Annotated in this window: 12 protein-coding genes, 1 tRNA gene and 2 pseudogenes; 8 read left to right on the forward strand and 7 right to left on the reverse strand. The window is 53.0% G+C overall.

Annotation, left to right across the window (positions count from 1 at the left end; genetic code table 11):
* Positions 1-447: 447 nt before the first annotated feature.
* The 3 genes and pseudogenes from cra to ilvI all read right to left on the reverse strand — a co-directional run bounded on the left by cra (position 448) and on the right by ilvI (position 3,841).
* Positions 448-1,451 (reverse strand): annotated as a pseudogene (gene cra, locus EHN07_RS00945) (catabolite repressor/activator).
* A gap of 171 nt (positions 1,452-1,622) precedes the next feature.
* Positions 1,623-2,114 carry an acetolactate synthase small subunit gene (gene ilvN / locus EHN07_RS00950; protein WP_124022360.1) on the reverse strand — a complete coding sequence of 164 codons (492 nt, stop codon included), beginning with the start codon at positions 2,112-2,114 and terminating at the stop codon, positions 1,623-1,625.
* Positions 2,115-2,116: 2 nt separating this feature from the next.
* Positions 2,117-3,841, reverse strand: coding sequence for an acetolactate synthase 3 large subunit (gene ilvI / locus EHN07_RS00955; RefSeq protein WP_124022361.1), 1,725 nt, complete (start codon positions 3,839-3,841; stop codon positions 2,117-2,119).
* A gap of 617 nt (positions 3,842-4,458) precedes the next feature.
* Between ilvI and leuA the strand changes: the two genes are divergently transcribed.
* From leuA to leuD, 4 genes are read left to right on the forward strand one after another with little or no spacing between them, the layout of a single operon-like run.
* Positions 4,459-6,030, forward strand: coding sequence for a 2-isopropylmalate synthase (gene leuA, locus EHN07_RS00965; protein ID WP_124022362.1), 1,572 nt, complete (start codon positions 4,459-4,461; stop codon positions 6,028-6,030).
* A gap of 2 nt (positions 6,031-6,032) precedes the next feature.
* A complete protein-coding gene (gene leuB / locus EHN07_RS00970; RefSeq protein WP_124022363.1) occupies positions 6,033-7,124 on the forward strand; it encodes a 3-isopropylmalate dehydrogenase in 1,092 nt (363 codons plus the stop codon).
* A gap of 2 nt (positions 7,125-7,126) precedes the next feature.
* Complete coding sequence (gene leuC, locus EHN07_RS00975; protein ID WP_124022364.1) at positions 7,127-8,527, forward strand: 3-isopropylmalate dehydratase large subunit; 1,401 nt, start codon at positions 7,127-7,129, stop codon at positions 8,525-8,527.
* Between the two features lie 11 nt (positions 8,528-8,538).
* Entirely contained in the window at positions 8,539-9,144 is a 606-nt protein-coding gene (leuD, locus tag EHN07_RS00980) for a 3-isopropylmalate dehydratase small subunit (protein WP_124022365.1), read from the forward strand.
* Between the two features lie 54 nt (positions 9,145-9,198).
* Here leuD and EHN07_RS00985 read toward each other — a convergent pair whose 3' ends face one another.
* The 3 genes from EHN07_RS00985 to trmB form a co-directional block, all read right to left on the reverse strand.
* Entirely contained in the window at positions 9,199-9,915 is a 717-nt protein-coding gene (locus EHN07_RS00985) for a YggN family protein (RefSeq protein WP_124022366.1), read from the reverse strand.
* A gap of 72 nt (positions 9,916-9,987) precedes the next feature.
* Entirely contained in the window at positions 9,988-10,314 is a 327-nt protein-coding gene (locus EHN07_RS00990; RefSeq protein WP_124022367.1) for a YggL family protein, read from the reverse strand.
* The gene (gene trmB / locus EHN07_RS00995; protein WP_124022368.1) at positions 10,314-11,033 is read right to left on the reverse strand and encodes a tRNA (guanosine(46)-N7)-methyltransferase TrmB; all 720 of its coding nucleotides are present in this window, start codon (positions 11,031-11,033) and stop codon (positions 10,314-10,316) included. Before trmB ends, EHN07_RS00990 begins: the two co-directional genes overlap by 1 nt.
* 152 nt (positions 11,034-11,185) lie before the next feature.
* Here trmB and mutY point away from each other — a divergent pair, with 152 nt between their 5' ends.
* From mutY to mltC, 3 genes and pseudogenes are all read left to right on the forward strand, one after another.
* Positions 11,186-12,271: an A/G-specific adenine glycosylase gene (gene mutY, locus EHN07_RS01000; RefSeq protein ID WP_124022369.1), complete on the forward strand. Its 1,086-nt coding sequence runs from the start codon at positions 11,186-11,188 to the stop codon at positions 12,269-12,271.
* A 2-nt stretch (positions 12,272-12,273) separates the two neighbouring features.
* On the forward strand, positions 12,274-12,546 hold the full coding sequence (locus EHN07_RS01005; protein WP_124022370.1) for an oxidative damage protection protein: 273 nt from the start codon (positions 12,274-12,276) through the stop codon (positions 12,544-12,546).
* Between the two features lie 56 nt (positions 12,547-12,602).
* Positions 12,603-13,678 (forward strand): annotated as a pseudogene (gene mltC, locus EHN07_RS01010) (membrane-bound lytic murein transglycosylase MltC).
* A gap of 39 nt (positions 13,679-13,717) precedes the next feature.
* Here the strand turns inward: mltC and EHN07_RS01015 are convergent.
* Positions 13,718-15,853, reverse strand: coding sequence for an ornithine decarboxylase (locus EHN07_RS01015; RefSeq protein WP_124022371.1), 2,136 nt, complete (start codon positions 15,851-15,853; stop codon positions 13,718-13,720).
* A gap of 433 nt (positions 15,854-16,286) precedes the next feature.
* Between EHN07_RS01015 and EHN07_RS01020 the strand changes: the two genes are divergently transcribed.
* Positions 16,287-16,362 (forward strand) — tRNA-Phe (locus EHN07_RS01020).
* The last annotated feature ends 320 nt before the right edge of the window (positions 16,363-16,682 follow it).

Genomic DNA, 16,682 nt, shown 5'->3' on the forward strand with positions numbered 1-16,682 from the left:
ATAATTTCCATCTTCTAAGCGATTGATAAATGACTGGCGTGAAAAGGCGCTACATCCACGATGCAAAATTAACGTTATGAATATTTGAAAGAAAAAAGATCAATAAGCATAAATATCGTTAAATCGACTGAAAACCTGACAGGTAAAATAGGAAGTGTTCAGTTTGCGACGCGGTCGGCATTTTAAGGTATTTCGCGCAAGGTTAACAGCGCCAGATGCAGGCGAAACGGGGGCTGGCAAGATAGTTTGTGCAGTAAGCGATGACGATTGTTTAATTATCCGGCATTTTTACCCTTTGCTGTGTAACAAAATAATTCAAAGACCAGAATTATATCTATTTATGTATTAACCATTGCTTATTGCCAATGAAAAATAATTGTCTGAATAACCGGGGAATAAAAACGGGACAATTCTTAATTAAATGGCAGCCGTAACTGCCATCACGGTTTAGCGGCGACTTAAACTTCCCCGACGATAGAGATTACGGCGAATACGCGTCAGCCCGGCCTTAGGTTTGCGCGGCTCATCTAAACTTGCCAGAACTAATTCCAGCACGCGCTCGGCAACATCACGGTGACGCTGGGCAACGGCAAGCACCGGGCATTGCAGAAAATCGAGCAGCTCATTATCCCCAAAGGTCGCAATCGCCAGCTCAGAAGGCAGCTGCCCTTCGCGGCGCAAGGTGACATCCATCACTCCCTGTAATAATGCGAATGAAGTGGTGTATAACGCCTGCGGCATGGGGTGTGTTTCCAGCCATTGATCAAATAGCCGTGCTGCGGCTTCGCGTTCATAGCTGTTAGCGTATAAAAAATGCACTTCACGCGGATCGTCTTTCCACGCGCTACGAAAACCTTGTTCACGCAGGTAACTGACGGAAAGCTCCGGCAGCGCACCGAGATAAAGTACGGTTTCCGCAGGGAAAGTACGCAACTCGCTGGCGAGCATTTCTGCATCTTCCTGGTCGGCCCCTACGACGCTAATAAAGTTTTCCCGATCTAATGCCCTGTCGAGGGCGATAATCGGGAAGGGATCGTTCGCCCAGCGCTGGTAGAAAGGATGCTCAGGCGGCAGTGAAGTCGACACGATGATCGCATCCACCTGACGCTGCAAAAGGTGTTCAATGCAGCGCATTTCATTATCGGGCTGATCTTCTGAACAGGCGATAAGCAGCTGGTAGCCACGCTGGCGCGCCTGCCGCTCAAGATAGTTAGCGATACGGGTATAGCTGGTGTTCTCAAGATCTGGAATGACCAACCCGATAGAACGCGTGCGCCCGGCACGCAATCCCGCGGCACCGCATTAGGGTGGTAGTTGTGTTCGCGTACAACCGCCATGACTTTCTCAACGGTCTTATCGCTGACGCGATACTGTTTTGCCTTACCGTTGATAACGTAGCTCGCCGTGGTGCGCGACACTCCAGCCAGGCGCGCGATTTCATCCAATTTCACAGTAGCCCCTTCTTTAGGATTTCCATAACCATACCCTGGTCATGGTTTCGTTTTTAGCATCTAAGCGCAGAATAATAACTCGGGCAACCGCTTTTGCGGGCAGTTGTTGGGTCATTGGCAAAAAAAAACCCGGTTCTGGTTACCGGGTTACTATTCCGCCACCTTCACAGGCTAGCGCATGATCTTATCGCCACGCGATACGCCGACAATACCCGAGCGCGCCACTTCAACAATTTTTGCCACTTCGCGGATGGCGTTGAGGAACGCATCCAGCTTGTCGCTGGTGCCTGCCAGCTGTACGGTGTAGAGCGTGGGCGTAACGTCAATGATCTGCCCGCGAAAAATCTCTGCGTTGCGTTTCACTTCTTCACGACCATAGCCACTCGCCTGAACTTTTACCAGCATGATTTCACGCTCAACGTGCGCCCCCTGCCCCAGCTCGCTCACGCGCAGAACATCCACCAGCTTATGAAGCTGCTTTTCGATTTGCTCCAGCACTTTGGCATCGCCTACCGTTTGAATCGTCATCCGTGAGAGGGTCGGATCGTCTGTCGGTGCTACCGTCAGGCTTTCGATATTGTAGCCACGCTGAGCGAACAGGCCTATAACACGGGACAGCGCCCCGGACTCATTTTCGAGTAAGACAGATAATATCCGGCGCATAATCAGGTTCTCTCCGTTTTGCTTAACCACATCTCATCCATACCGCCGCCACGGATCTGCATAGGGTACACATGTTCGCTGCCATCAACGGTGATATCGACAAACACCAGGCGCTGATTACGCACCGCCTCCAGCGCTTCAATCAGTTTGCTTTCCAGCTCTTGCGGCTCGCTGATACCGATCCCAACATGCCCGTACGCTTCGGCAATACGCACAAAGTCCGGTAAGGATTCCATATAGGACTGGGAATGGCGGCCTGAATAAATCATATCCTGCCACTGCTTCACCATGCCGAGATAGCGGTTGTTAAGGTTAAGCACCAGCACCGGCAAACCGTATTGCAACGCGGTAGAAAGCTCCTGGATATTCATCTGAATACTGCCATCCCCCGTCACGCAAACCACGGTTTCTTCCGGCAATGCCATTTTCACCCCCAACGCGGCTGGCAGGCCGAAGCCCATCGTGCCGAGGCCACCGGAGTTAATCCAACGGCGGGGTTTATCAAAGGTGTAATAGAGTGCGGCAAACATCTGGTGCTGGCCAACGTCGGAGGTGACATATGCCTCGCCGTTGGTCAGACGACAGATAGTTTCAATGACCGCCTGCGGCTTAATTTTGTCGCTGGTTCTGTCGAATTCCAGGCACTGACGCGCGCGCCATTGTTCAATCTGCTGCCACCAGTCGCGAATATCATCACAGGCTTGTGGGGTATCTTCCTGCGCCAGCAGTTCCAGCATCTGCTGAAGAACCTGCCGCGCATCGCCAACAATAGGAATGTCGGCGCCCACGGTTTTAGAAATAGACGTCGGATCGATATCAATATGCAGCACGGTTGCATTCGGGCAGTACTTCGCCAGATTGTTAGTCGTGCGATCGTCAAAGCGCACGCCCACGCCAAAAATCACGTCGGAGTGGTGCATGACCATATTGGCTTCGTAGGTGCCATGCATCCCCAGCATACCCAGCGCCTGACGATGGCTTCCGGGAAATGCGCCGAGGCCCATTAAGGAAGAGACGACTGGAATATTCAGTTTTTCTGCTAAGCCGAGTAATTCATCGTGGCAGGAAGAAGTAATGGCGCCGCCGCCCACGTACATCACGGGTTTTTTCGCCGCCAGCAGCGTTTGCAATGCCCGCTTAATTTGCCCTTTATGCCCCTGAGTGGTGGGGTTGTAAGAACGCATGCTAACGGTTTCAGGATAGCTATAAGGCAGCTTGTTTGCCGGGCTCATGATATCCTTCGGCAAATCAATGACGACCGGCCCTGGACGGCCGCTTGCCGCAAGCCAGAAGGCTTTTTTGATAATCGCGGGAATATCTTCCGCTTGTTTAACTAAAAAGCTGTGCTTCACCACCGGGCGCGAAATCCCCACCATGTCGCACTCCTGGAAGGCGTCATACCCAATCAGCGATGTCGCCACCTGGCCTGATAGCACCACCATCGGAATGGAATCCATATAAGCGGTGGCAATCCCGGTAATCGCATTGGTGGCACCAGGCCCGGATGTGACCAGCACGACACCGACTTCTCCCGTTGCCCGCGCAAGGCCATCAGCCATATGCACAGCGGCCTGTTCATGGCGCACCAGCACATGATCGATACCGCCAATAGTATGAAGCGCATCGTAAATATCGAGGACCGCGCCTCCGGGATAACCGAATACATACTTAACGCCCTGATCGATTAACGATCGGACGACCATCTCGGCTCCTGACAACATCTCCATGGTTTGCCTCCAGGCTTGCGTGTTTGACCGACTGCAGAAATCATTTCTGCGGAGTCGTTGAGGCAGGTTGTTGCGCCCTGCATGTTATTTTTCTAGTGCGCTTAACATAACCGTTGAAAATCAGGCAATCAATTGCCAATCTTCGGCTGCGGGCCAGAGGTTCGCTTGCGAGTACTGCAAAACCCCTATCTGGCGGAGTTAAGCTCTAAACATACGCCTGTACTATGCTTAAAAGTATCATCAAAGATAGCTTTTCAGGTTAAATCTAATTAACGCAGGATTTATTACGCGCTCAAAAAGCCCCGCGTATCCCAACATAAATAGCTAAGCATTCTTCTGTACTCACTAGACCAAAGTGGTGTTGCAAAGCAATCGAGTGTTGACAGCGCAGGGCAGATCAAGTACCAATAAATACATCACGAAATTCATTTGGGGCTTGAAACATGATCCGCAGCAACCGCCTACTAGATCTACTACTAAACGCAACTTCTTTGCGCGGTAGACTGGTGGGCGAAATCAAGCGTTGATTCAAGCCACCAGACAGAAAAAACCCGCGCCACTGCGCGGGTTTTTTTATGCTCGTAGCAACGGCCCCCAAGACGAGAAAGGACCACAACATGAGCCAACAAGTCATTATTTTCGATACCACTTTGCGTGATGGTGAGCAGGCGTTACAGGCAAGTCTGAGTGTAAAAGAGAAGCTGCAAATCGCGCAGGCCCTGGAGCGTATGGGTGTTGACGTGATGGAAGTGGGCTTCCCGGTTTCCTCTCCGGGTGATTTTGAATCTGTACAAACCATTGCCCGCCATATCAAAAACAGCCGTGTATGTGGTCTGGCGCGTTGCGTAGATAAAGATATCGACGTCGCCGCTGAAGCGTTGAAAATTGCCGAAGCATTCCGCATTCATGTATTTTTGGCCACCTCGACCATGCACATCGAAACCAAATTACGCAGCACCTTCGATGATGTCCTGGCTCGCGCAGTCAATTCCGTCAAACGCGCCCGCAACTATACCGACGACGTAGAGTTCTCGTGTGAAGATGCCGGCCGTACCCCAATAGATAACCTGTGCCGTATCGTAGAAGCGGCGATCGGCGCAGGCGCAACCACCATCAACATTCCTGACACCGTGGGCTACACCACGCCGGTCCAGTTCGGCGGCATTATCCAGACCCTGTACAACCGCGTGCCGAATATCGATAAAGCGATTATCTCCGTTCACTGCCACGACGATTTGGGCATGGCGACCGGCAACTCAATTGCGGCAATCCAGGCTGGCGCGCGTCAGGTTGAAGGGACGCTGAACGGTATCGGCGAGCGTGCCGGTAACACTGCGCTGGAAGAAGTCATCATGGCGATTAAAGTGCGCGGCCAGATGCTGGGCGTGCACACCAATATCAACCACCATGAAATCTACCGCACTAGCCAGATTGTTAGCCAGCTGTGCAATATGCCGATTCCGGCTAATAAAGCAGTGGTCGGCTCCAACGCCTTCGCCCACTCCTCCGGTATTCACCAGGATGGCGTGCTGAAAAACCGCGAAAACTACGAAATCATGACCCCGGAAACTATCGGTCTGAATCAGGTGCAGCTGAATCTGACCTCCCGCTCTGGTCGCGCAGCTGTAAAACACCGCATGGAAGAGATGGGCTATAAAGAAGACGATTACAACCTGGATTCTTTGTACGACGCCTTCCTGAAGCTGGCGGATAAAAAAGGCCAGGTGTTTGATTACGATCTGGAAGCTTTAGCCTTCATCGGTAAGCAACAGGAAGAACCTGAACATTTCCGCATGGAATACTTCAACGTGCAGTCCGGTTCAAGCGTGATTTCTACCGCTTCCGTGCAGCTGCAGTGCGGTGACGAAACGCAATCTGAAGCCGCTACCGGCAACGGCCCGGTCGATGCTGTCTACCAGGCGATTAACCGCATCACAAATTACGATGTAGAACTGGTGAAATACCAGCTGTCGGCCAAAGGCCAGGGCAAAGACGCGCTGGGCCAGGTTGATATTGTTGTAACCCATAAAGGCCGCCGTTTCCACGGTGTGGGTCTGGCGACGGATATTGTGGAATCTTCAGCCAAAGCGATGATTAACGTGCTGAACAATATCTGGCGTGCGGGGATCGTCGAAAAAGAATTGCAACGCAAAGCTCACAATAAAGAAAATAATCAGGAAACGGTGTGAACATGTCAAAAACTCATCATATAGCAGTATTGCCGGGTGACGGCATTGGCCCGGAAGTGATGGCTCAGGCGCTGAAAGTGCTGGATGCCGTTCGTACACGCTTCGATATGCGCATTACTACCAGTCAATATGACGTGGGTGGCATTGCCATCGACCGTCACGGCAATCCGCTGCCGCCTATTACCGTTGAAGGCTGTGAGCAGGCAGATGCGATTCTGTTCGGCTCCGTGGGCGGCCCGAAATGGGAACACCTGCCGCCGGCGCAGCAACCTGAACGCGGCGCATTATTGCCGCTGCGTAAACATTTTAAATTGTTCAGCAACCTGCGCCCTGCGCGCCTGTATCAAGGCCTGGAAGAGTTCTGCCCGCTGCGTGCTGACATCGCCGCCAACGGTTTCGATATTCTGTGCGTGCGTGAATTAACCGGTGGCATTTACTTTGGCCAGCCGAAAGGGCGTGAAGGCAGTGGTCAACACGAAAAAGCCTTTGATACCGAAGTGTATTACCGCTTCGAGATCGAGCGAATTGCGCGCATCGCCTTTGAGTCAGCCCGCAAACGCCGCCGTAAAGTGACCTCCATTGATAAAGCCAACGTGCTGCAATCATCCGTGATGTGGCGGGAAATCGTCGGTGAGATTGCCAAAGAGTACCCGGACGTTGAGCTGGCGCATATGTATATCGACAACGCCACCATGCAGCTGATTAAAGACCCGTCGCAGTTCGACGTGCTGCTGTGCTCCAACCTGTTTGGCGATATTCTGTCTGACGAATGCGCGATGATCACCGGCTCGATGGGCATGCTGCCATCGGCAAGCCTGAACGAACAAGGTTTTGGCCTGTACGAACCCGCCGGTGGTTCCGCACCCGATATCGCAGGCAAAAACATTGCAAACCCCATTGCGCAGATCCTGTCTTTGGCTTTGTTACTGCGCTACAGCCTGGATGCTGAAGAGGCCGCTGTGGCCATTGAAAACGCTATCAACCGTGCGCTGGAAGAAGGCTTCCGTACCGGCGACCTGGCCCGCGATGGCAACGCAATCAGCACCGACGAAATGGGCGATACCATTGCTCGCTTCGTAGCAGAGGGGAAATAATCATGGCGAAAACGTTATATCAGAAATTGTACGATGCCCACGTCGTTTACGAAGCGGTGGATGAAACCCCGCTGCTGTACATCGACCGTCATCTGGTGCATGAAGTCACCTCTCCGCAAGCGTTTGATGGCCTGCGCGCGCACAAGCGCCCGGTGCGCCAGCCGGGCAAAACTTTTGCCACCATGGATCACAACGTTTCCACGCAGACTAAAGACATCAACGCTTCCGGTGAAATGGCCCGCATTCAGATGCAGGAGTTGATGAAGAACTGCAAAGAGTTCGGCGTTGAGCTGTATGACCTGAACCACCCATTCCAGGGCATCGTCCACGTGATGGGCCCTGAGCAAGGCATTACCTTACCTGGCATGACCATCGTTTGCGGCGATTCCCACACCGCAACCCACGGTGCGTTCGGCGCGCTGGCGTTTGGCATCGGGACTTCTGAAGTTGAGCATGTACTGGCAACGCAAACCCTGAAACAGGGCCGCGCGAAAACCATGAAGATTGAAGTCACCGGCACCGCAACCCCTGGCATCACGGCAAAAGATATCGTGCTGGCGATTATCGGAAAAACCGGCAGCGCTGGCGGCACCGGGCATGTGGTGGAATTCTGCGGCAGCGCGATTCAGGCGCTGTCGATGGAAGGCCGCATGACGCTGTGTAACATGGCCATCGAGATGGGCGCCAAAGCGGGCATCGTGGCGCCGGATGAAACCACTTTTAATTATGTGAAAGGCCGCCTGCACGCGCCGAAAGCGGCCGACTGGGACGAAGCGGTCGCGTACTGGAAAACCTTCAGCACCGACGAAGGCGCAAAATTCGATACCGTTGTCACGCTGGATGCCGCTGAAATCGCACCGCAGGTGACCTGGGGCACCAACCCGGGCCAGGTGATTTCAGTCACTGAAAATATCCCGAACCCTGAATCTTTCGCAGATCCGGTAGAACGCGCATCTGCCGAGAAAGCCCTGGCGTATATGGGCCTGAAGCCAGGTATCCCATTAACCGAAGTCGCCATCGACAAAGTGTTTATCGGTTCTTGCACCAATTCGCGCATTGAAGATTTACGTGCCGCGGCGGAGATTGCTAAAGGTCGTAAAGTGGCCCCAGGCGTGCAGGCGTTAGTGGTCCCGGGCTCCGGTCCGGTAAAAGCGCAGGCGGAAGCAGAAGGCCTGGACAAGATCTTTATTGAAGCGGGCTTTGAATGGCGCTTGCCGGGTTGCTCAATGTGCCTGGCCATGAACAACGATCGCCTGGAACCGGGCGAGCGCTGCGCTTCCACCAGCAATCGTAACTTTGAAGGCCGCCAGGGCCGCGGTGGCCGCACGCATCTGGTCAGTCCGGCAATGGCAGCAGCAGCCGCTGTCTCCGGTCATTTTGCTGACATCCGCACGTTGAAATAAGGAAAAACACCATGGCAGAGAAATTTGTTCAACACACCGGCCTGGTCGTTCCGCTGGATGCCGCAAACGTTGATACCGACGCAATTATTCCTAAGCAGTTTTTGCAGAAGGTCACGCGCACCGGTTTTGGCGCGCACCTGTTTAACGACTGGCGTTTTCTGGATGATGCAGGCCAGCAGCCAAACCCGGAATTCGTGCTGAACTTCCCGGAGTTTAAAGGTGCCTCTATTTTGCTGGCGCGTGAAAACTTCGGCTGCGGTTCATCTCGTGAACACGCTCCGTGGGCGTTGACCGACTACGGTTTCAAAGTGGTTATCGCGCCAGGCTTTGCCGATATCTTCTACGGCAACTCATTCAACAACCAGTTGCTGCCGGTGACGTTGAGCGAAGCAGAAGTCGATGAGCTGTTTAAGCTGGTTGCGGCAAATCCGGGGATTAAGTTTGTTGTGGACCTGGAAGCGCAAACGGTGATTGCCGGTGAGAAAAGCTATGCATTTAACATCGATACGTTCCGCCGCCACTGCATGCTGGAAGGGCTTGATAGCATCGGCCTGACGCTGCAACACGAAGGTTCAATCTCTGCTTACGAGCAGCAACAGCCGGCGTTTATGCGTTAACAGCAGCACCTAAAAAAAGCGGAGGCGGGTCAATGAAATGACCCGCCTTTTTTATTATTTCAACGTTTCAACCAGCCCTTTACGCTGCCCTTCCAGCGTCACCACTTTGCTGCACACCTCGCGGCCAAACTGCTCGAAATCTTTTTCCTGATGCTTCCACTCGTTTTGGATCGCAGTCTGTAGCCCGCCAAGGCTGCCCAACACGCCCTGCAGCGGGTTACCGCCACCTTTCAAAATGGCTTTCGCACCCATCTCATTGATGCTGTCCTGCAAGATGCCGCCCATCGCCTGATTCACCAGCTGTTGCCCTTCGGCACGCACCTGATCGATCGCTTTATAGTGGAAGGTCAAACCATCCGGGCGCGTCTCGATAATGCGCTTCATCTGCTGCTTGAGTTGCGCGTCCAGTTTCGTCAGGCGGCCGCGCATATTGCTGCTCTCGCCCACTTCCTGAGCGATGATTTTATCCAGCGCAACGCGGCCTTTTTCAACGCGAGCCAATGCGCCGTTATTGATCCATGGCAGATCGCTACGCAACGCTTGCTGGTACTTCACCGCCAGCTGGCGCTGCGTGGCATTTAAAGTATGTGGCCTGCCGTTAAATTGCAGGCTGCCATCCGGGGCAATAACCAGATTGCCGTTTTCACCCACAACCTGAACGGACTGCGGGTTGATAACCACGTCATCGCGAGGCGTGACGCTGCATTTATAATCGGCCTGCGCCTGCATCGCGGTGAGCAACAGAACGCCCATCAGAGCCTTACGAATCATAGCTACTCCTGAACATCTAAAAATTTAAGAAAAAAAAGGCCGGTTTTCACCGACCTGATTATTCTGCAACTATCAATCCCACCAGACGTCGAACAGATCGCTGGTGCGAACGTCTTCAGCCTTGTGATCTTCAAGCCATTTGCGCACCAGAGCCTGGTGCTCTTCGGTGCATTTGCCGATTTCCTGCAGGCAGATTAAGCCTTCCCAGGAAAGGTGGCCGCCGCCATCAAAAGCCAGACCATTTTTGTCGATAACGTCTTCAATGAACTCATCAACGATTTTATCGATTTGTTCTTCGGAGGTGCCTTCCGGGAAACGCCATGCAACAGAGAACCCCACTTCCTGGAATTCGTCGATGTGCATTTTCTTACGCAAACGACGGCTACGATTAATTGCCATTACTTTACCCTCTCGAACATTAAGTCCCATACGCCGTGGCCAAGACGATGGCCACGTTGTTCAAATTTGGTCACCGGACGTGAATCCGGGCGCGGTACGTAGTCGTGACTCTGCGACTGATTCTGATACCCCTCCATAGAGGACATCACTTCGAGCATGTGTTCAGCATAAGGTTCCCAGTCGGTTGCCATATGGAACACGCCGCCCAGTTTTAGCTTACTTTTTACCAGCTCGGCAAACGGCACCTGAACGATACGGCGCTTATTATGACGCGCTTTGTGCCACGGATCGGGGAAAAAGAGCTGAACCATGGATAAAGAATTGTCAGGAACCATTTTTTGCAGCACTTCAACCGCGTCGTGACACATCACGCGCAGGTTCTCAACGCCTTCTTCATGAGCCGTCGCGAGGCATGCGCCAACGCCCGGTGAATGCACTTCTATGCCCAAAAAGTTCTGCTGTGGATTAGCCTTCGCCATTGCCACCAGCGACGTACCCATGCCGAAACCGATTTCCAGCGTGACTGGCGCTTCGCGGCCAAACAGCTCGGCAAAATCGACAGGCGCGTCCTGATATTCAACGCCCATCACCGGCCAATAGTTTTCCAGTGCGAACTCCTGGCCCTTAGTCAGGCGGCCCTGGCGGCGCACAAAACTACGAATCCGGCGCATTGCGCGGCCTTCTTCATTAAATTCCGGTGAGATGACGTCATTTTTCATGGTGTTCAGGCTTTCGTTAGTGTTCGGGAAACGGGCATTATCCAAAGTTAAGGGTGAGAAGCAAGCACCAGAAAGTTCCGGTTTACAGCATGGAGCGCTCTGTGCTGGAATCAGCCCCCTAAATCACACATTTATCGGATGGCCTGGCAACAATGACACAAGCGCCGCAATTCTCCCACCGGGTTCTCGACTGGTATCAAAAATACGGCCGCAAAACACTGCCATGGCAACGCGAAAAAACGCCTTATAAAGTATGGCTGTCTGAGGTGATGTTGCAACAAACCCAGGTTGCGACCGTTATTCCTTACTTCGAGCGCTTTATGGAACGCTTCCCGACGGTGACCGACCTCGCCCATGCCCCGCTTGATGAGGTACTGCACCTGTGGACCGGCCTTGGGTATTACGCCCGCGCCCGCAATTTGCATAAAGCTGCACAGATGGTAGCTAATCAGCACAATGGCCTGTTCCCGGAAACTTTTGAAGAAGTGGCCGCGCTCCCGGGCGTTGGGCGTTCGACCGCGGGTGCGATTCTTTCGCTGTCGCTGGGCAAACATTTCCCGATTCTGGATGGCAACGTCAAACGCGTGCTGGCACGTTGTTATGCAATACCCGGCTGGCCGGGGAAAAAAGACGTCGAGAAAAAACTCTGGGAGATTAGCGAACGGGTTACTCCAGCCGAAGGTGTCAGCCAGTTTAACCAGGCGATGATGGATCTTGGCGCAATGGTTTGTACCCGCTCGCAGCCAAAATGCGAGCTTTGCCCGATAAATAATATTTGCATCGCCTACGCCAACAACAGTTGGGCAAGCTATCCCGGTAAGAAGCCAAAGGTGACGATTCCTGAGCGCACCGGCTATTTCCTGATGATGCAGCACCAGCAGAGTATTTTGCTTGCTCAGCGCCCGGCAGTGGGTCTGTGGGGGGGGTTATATTGCTTCCCACAGTTCACAACCGAAGAAGAGCTGCGCGACTGGCTGGCACAACGCCAGATCCCCGCCGATAATCTCACGCAGTTAAACGCCTTCCGCCATACATTCAGCCACTTCCATCTGGATATTGTGCCAATGTGGCTGCCGGTGCTTTCGTTTAGCGGCTGCATGGATGAAGGCACCGCTCTCTGGTATAACTTAGCCCAGCCACCGTCCGTAGGGCTGGCCGCCCCTGTAGAGCGTTTATTACAGCAATTACATGCCGAGCCGGTGGTACTTAACCCCGCCCAGGCCGTTGAAGAGGAATAAAGATGAGCAGAACTATTTTTTGTACTTACCTGCAACGTGACGCAGAAGGCCAGGATTTCCAGCTGTATCCAGGCGAACTCGGCAAACGTATTTATAACGAAATCTCTAAAGAAGCCTGGGCCCTGTGGCAGACCAAGCAAACCATGCTGATTAACGAACGCAAAATGAGCATGATGAACCCGGAGCACCGCAAAGAGCTGGAAACTGAAATGGTTAACTTCCTGTTTGAAGGCAAAGAAGTCCACATCGAAGGCTACACGCCGCCAGAAAAATAAACAGACTTAGGGCCGCAGGCCCTTATGTACATCAAGCACAACGCATACACGGAACGATGAAAAAATTTCTCGCGCTAGCTCTGGTTGTCCCGTTGCTCATCTCCTGTTCGAGCAAAAAAGAAGATTCCTACAACGAGGCGTTTGTTAAGGACACGAATGTTTTGATATTTTGATGGGGCAGTTTGCCCATAACATCGAAAATATCTGGGGTATGAAGGAAGTATTGATTGCCGGTCCAAAAGACTACGTAAAATATACCGACCAGTACCTCACCCGTAGCCACATCAATTTTGATGACGGCACGATAACCATTGAAACCATTGCCGGCACCGATCCTGCGGCGCACCTACGCCAGGCGATCGTCAGCACCTTGCTGATGGGTGACGATCCGGGCTCGATCGATCTTTATTCCGATGCCAACGACGTGTTGATCTCTAAGCAGCCGTTCCTGTATGGCCAGGTGGTGGATAACACCGGCCAGCCGATTCGCTGGGAAGGCCGCGCGGCCAGGTTTGCTGACTATCTGCTGCAAACGCGCCTGAAAAGCCGCAGCACCGGCCTGAAAATTGTTTATAGCGTGACGATTAACCTGGTGCCAAACCACCTTGATAAGCGTGCGCATAAATATATCGGTATGGTGCGCAAAGCGTCGAAGAAATATGGTGTCGATGAATCGCTGATTCTGGCGATTATGCAGACCGAATCCAGCTTCAACCCCTACGCGGTCAGCCACGCCGATGCGCTCGGCCTGATGCAGGTGGTGCAGCACAGCGCCGGAGTTGATGTGTTTAAATCACAGGGGAAATGGGGCAAACCCAGCCGCAGCTACCTGTTTGATCCAGAAAGCAATATCGATACCGGTACGGCTTACCTCGCCATTTTGCAAAATAGCTACCTGGCGGGCATTGATAACCCGACATCCCGGCGCTACGCGGTGATCACCGCGTATAACGGCGGTGCAGGCAGCGTGCTGCGCGTGTTCAACAGAGATAAGAACCGCGCCTATAGCATTATCAACAGCATGACGCCTGGTGATGTCTATCAAACGCTGACCACCCGCCACCCTTCTGCGGAATCACGCCATTATTTGTATAAAGTTAATACCGCGCAGAAGAGCTATCGTCGGCGGTAATTGATGAGTCTGGAGGGTGGGCAACCCCCCCTCCAGATTTTACTTCACCATATAACCGTAAAGTCGCTTAATCCCATCGGCATCCGTTTCGCTATACACCCCCTGCAGCTCTGGCGAAAAGCCCGGCAGCATATTTACGCCCTCTTCCAGAGCCAGGAAGTAACGCAGTGCGGCGCTGCCCCAGACTTCGCCCGGCACCACGCATAATACGCCAGGAGGGTATGGCAGCGCGCCTTCAGCCGCGATGCGCCCTTCCGACTGGCTCAAACGCACCAGCTCCACATTGCCACGAATAAACTCGCTGTTAGCATCCTGCGGATTCATGGCAACAGCTGGCAGACAAGCCTTGCGGAACATCGCTTTTTGCAGATCCTTCACCGCAAAACTAACGTAAAGATCGTGCATTTCCTGGCACAGCTGGCGCAGCGTGTAGCCCTTATAGCGCTGGGAATATTTCTGATAGATAGTCGGCAGCACATCCACCAGCGGCGTATCGTCTTCAATATGCTGTTCGAATTGCGCCAGCATCGCCACCAGATGCGCCATCTTCTCCGTGCTTTCAGCGGGAGTCAGCAAGAACAAAATCGAATTAAGATCTGCTTTTTCAGGAACGACGCCGTTTTCACGCAGGTAGTTTGCGAGGATTGCCGCGGGCACACCAAATTCCGTGTACTCGCCGGTTTGCGGATCGATCCCCGGCGTGGTCAGCAGCAGCTTGCAAGGATCAACAAAGTATTCATTCTGCGCATAGCCTGCAAACCCATGCCATTTCTCACCCGGTTCAAAACTAAAGAATCGACGCTCCTGCGCGATGATCGTCGTGGGATGATCCTGCCACGGTCTGCCTGCAACCACCGGCGGAATAAACGGTTTGATCATCTTGCAGTTAGCAACGATCGCTTTGCGTGCTTCAATCCCCAGTTCGACGCACTCAGCCCACAGACGGCGGCCGCTTTCCCCTTCGTGAATTTTCGCATTCACCTCAAGTGCAGCAAACAGCGGGTAGAACGGGCTGGTTGACGCATGCAGCATAAACGCATTATTCAGCCGCTTATGCGGGCAGAAACGCTCTTGCCCGCGCAGGTGGTTATCTTTCTTATGGATCTGGGAAGTCTGTGAGAAGCCAGCCTGCTGTTTATGCACCGATTGCGTAACAAAAATCCCCGGATCGTTTTGGTTAAGATCCAGCAGCAGCGGCGAACAATCCGCCATCATCGGAATAAATTGCTCATAGCCAACCCATGCCGAATCAAACAGTATGTAGTCGCAAAGATGGCCGATGTTATCCACCACCTGGCGTGCGTTGTACACCGTACCGTCGTACGTCCCGAGCTGGATAACCGCCAGGCGGAACGGGCGTTTTTCCTGGGCGCGTTCCGGCGCCACTTCCGCAATCAATTCACGCAGGTACTTTTCATCAAAACAATGCGCGTCGATTCCACCGATAAAACCAAACGGATTGCGAGCCGCCTCAAGATAAACCGGCGTTGCCCCCGCCTGAATCAGCGCGCCATGATGGTTTGATTTATGATTATTACGATCGAACAGCACCAGATCGCCACGGGTCAGCAGCGCGTTGGTGACGACTTTATTCGCCGCCGACGTGCCGTTGAGTACGAAATAGGTTTTATCGGCGTTAAACACTTTGGCGGCAAACTTCTGGGCATGTTTTGCCGAACCTTCGTGGATCAGCAAATCGCCGAGCTTGACGTCTGCGTTACACATGTCGGCACGAAACAGATTCTCGCCAAAGAAATCATAGAACTGGCGACCTGCCGGGTGCTTTTTGAAAAACTCGCCGTGCTGGTGGCCCGGGCAGGCAAAAGTGCTATTTTCCATCGCGACATATTTCGTCAGCGTGTCGAAGAACGGCGGCAATAGGCCTTCTTCATAATCAACAGCCGCAGTTTCCAGCTCCAGATAATCCTGCGCTTTACCGGTTATCAGCCCCGTCATACCTTCCTGCTCGCCTGGCCACTCATCAGCCGCCAGAAAAACAGGAATCGCAAAGCCCGTGCGTTTGAGCAATGCCAGAATACCGCTGCGGCTATCGGCCACCGAAAGGACAACGGCGGCAATATCGGTAAAGTCAGTGTTATCGAGAGTGACCACTTCACGATGCGTGGACAGTGTGGCAGCCACATCGTGGCTGGCGGCAATTTTCAAAGATTTCATATGCACCAATCCCAGAGCTCAAGGATGAGTGAGTGCCATGCGGCACGGCAAAGGGAGCATTCCCCGGCGAATGTGTCCTGATGGTCTGATGGATGATCCCCACTCCGACCGCCAGACATCAGTAAAACCAGGCATCACCTGATTTTACTGATGTCCTGCAGTGAGCGTGCGTTGCCCTCACCGCATGGTGAGCAAAGGTCTTAGGGAACCGAGCGAGGGGGGAACGGGCGCCATCGAGAGATGTCGGTAAACATTGACTATAAACATCAATAAGCGCCCCGTTGCGGATGTCCGAAATTTCGCGCAATCATGGCACCTTCTGCCCCGGCGTTCAACCCAGGGGGCCCCGCAGCACATTATTCGCGCAAACGCACGGCTTATTCATATAAAACCGTTGACGCCTGCCAGGCTTTACGGTTTAATGCGCCCCGTTGCCCGGATAGCTCAGTCGGTAGAGCAGGGGATTGAAAATCCCCGTGTCCTTGGTTCGATTCCGAGTCCGGGCACCACTATTCATAAGGCCTCGCTGCAAAGCGGGGCTTTTTCCTTTTCTGGCTACGGTAGATTTCTGGTCGTTGCAACACGTTATTTGTTTGCTGGATTTCTCGCCATTTTCGCTGATATTCGTTACTTTTAGACACCTCAACATCCTCTGATGTACCTTTTCCTAACCTCACTGCTACGGTCTTTCTACGGTCCTTTACGGTTCCTTTCTCTCAGATCATTCATAAATACGGGGAAAACGGGGGGATTATCATTTCTCCTTAATCCGCTGGTCTTAAAGTGATTTTGTCGCGGGGAATAGGGTGGGGAAATCCCCAATAGCAAG

The sequence above is a fragment of the Buttiauxella warmboldiae genome (assembly GCF_003818135.1).
GTDB classification, from domain to species: Bacteria; Pseudomonadota; Gammaproteobacteria; order Enterobacterales; family Enterobacteriaceae; genus Buttiauxella; species Buttiauxella warmboldiae.

Bases quoted from the DNA above. Each gene is read 5' to 3' on its own strand.
- EHN07_RS01015 (WP_124022371.1), bottom strand. From the start codon at position 15,853: ATGAAATCTTTGAAAATTGCCGCCAGCCACGATGTGGCTGCCACACTG.
- leuA (WP_124022362.1), top strand. From the start codon at position 4,459: ATGAGCCAACAAGTCATTATTTTCGATACCACTTTGCGTGATGGTGAG.
- leuB (WP_124022363.1), top strand. From the start codon at position 6,033: ATGTCAAAAACTCATCATATAGCAGTATTGCCGGGTGACGGCATTGGC.
- EHN07_RS00990 (WP_124022367.1), bottom strand. From the start codon at position 10,314: ATGGCAATTAATCGTAGCCGTCGTTTGCGTAAGAAAATGCACATCGAC.
- mutY (WP_124022369.1), top strand. From the start codon at position 11,186: ATGACACAAGCGCCGCAATTCTCCCACCGGGTTCTCGACTGGTATCAA.
- ilvN (WP_124022360.1), bottom strand. From the start codon at position 2,114: ATGCGCCGGATATTATCTGTCTTACTCGAAAATGAGTCCGGGGCGCTG.
- ilvI (WP_124022361.1), bottom strand. From the start codon at position 3,841: ATGGAGATGTTGTCAGGAGCCGAGATGGTCGTCCGATCGTTAATCGAT.
- leuC (WP_124022364.1), top strand. From the start codon at position 7,127: ATGGCGAAAACGTTATATCAGAAATTGTACGATGCCCACGTCGTTTAC.
- trmB (WP_124022368.1), bottom strand. From the start codon at position 11,033: ATGAAAAATGACGTCATCTCACCGGAATTTAATGAAGAAGGCCGCGCA.
- EHN07_RS01005 (WP_124022370.1), top strand. From the start codon at position 12,274: ATGAGCAGAACTATTTTTTGTACTTACCTGCAACGTGACGCAGAAGGC.
- leuD (WP_124022365.1), top strand. From the start codon at position 8,539: ATGGCAGAGAAATTTGTTCAACACACCGGCCTGGTCGTTCCGCTGGAT.
- EHN07_RS00985 (WP_124022366.1), bottom strand. From the start codon at position 9,915: ATGATTCGTAAGGCTCTGATGGGCGTTCTGTTGCTCACCGCGATGCAG.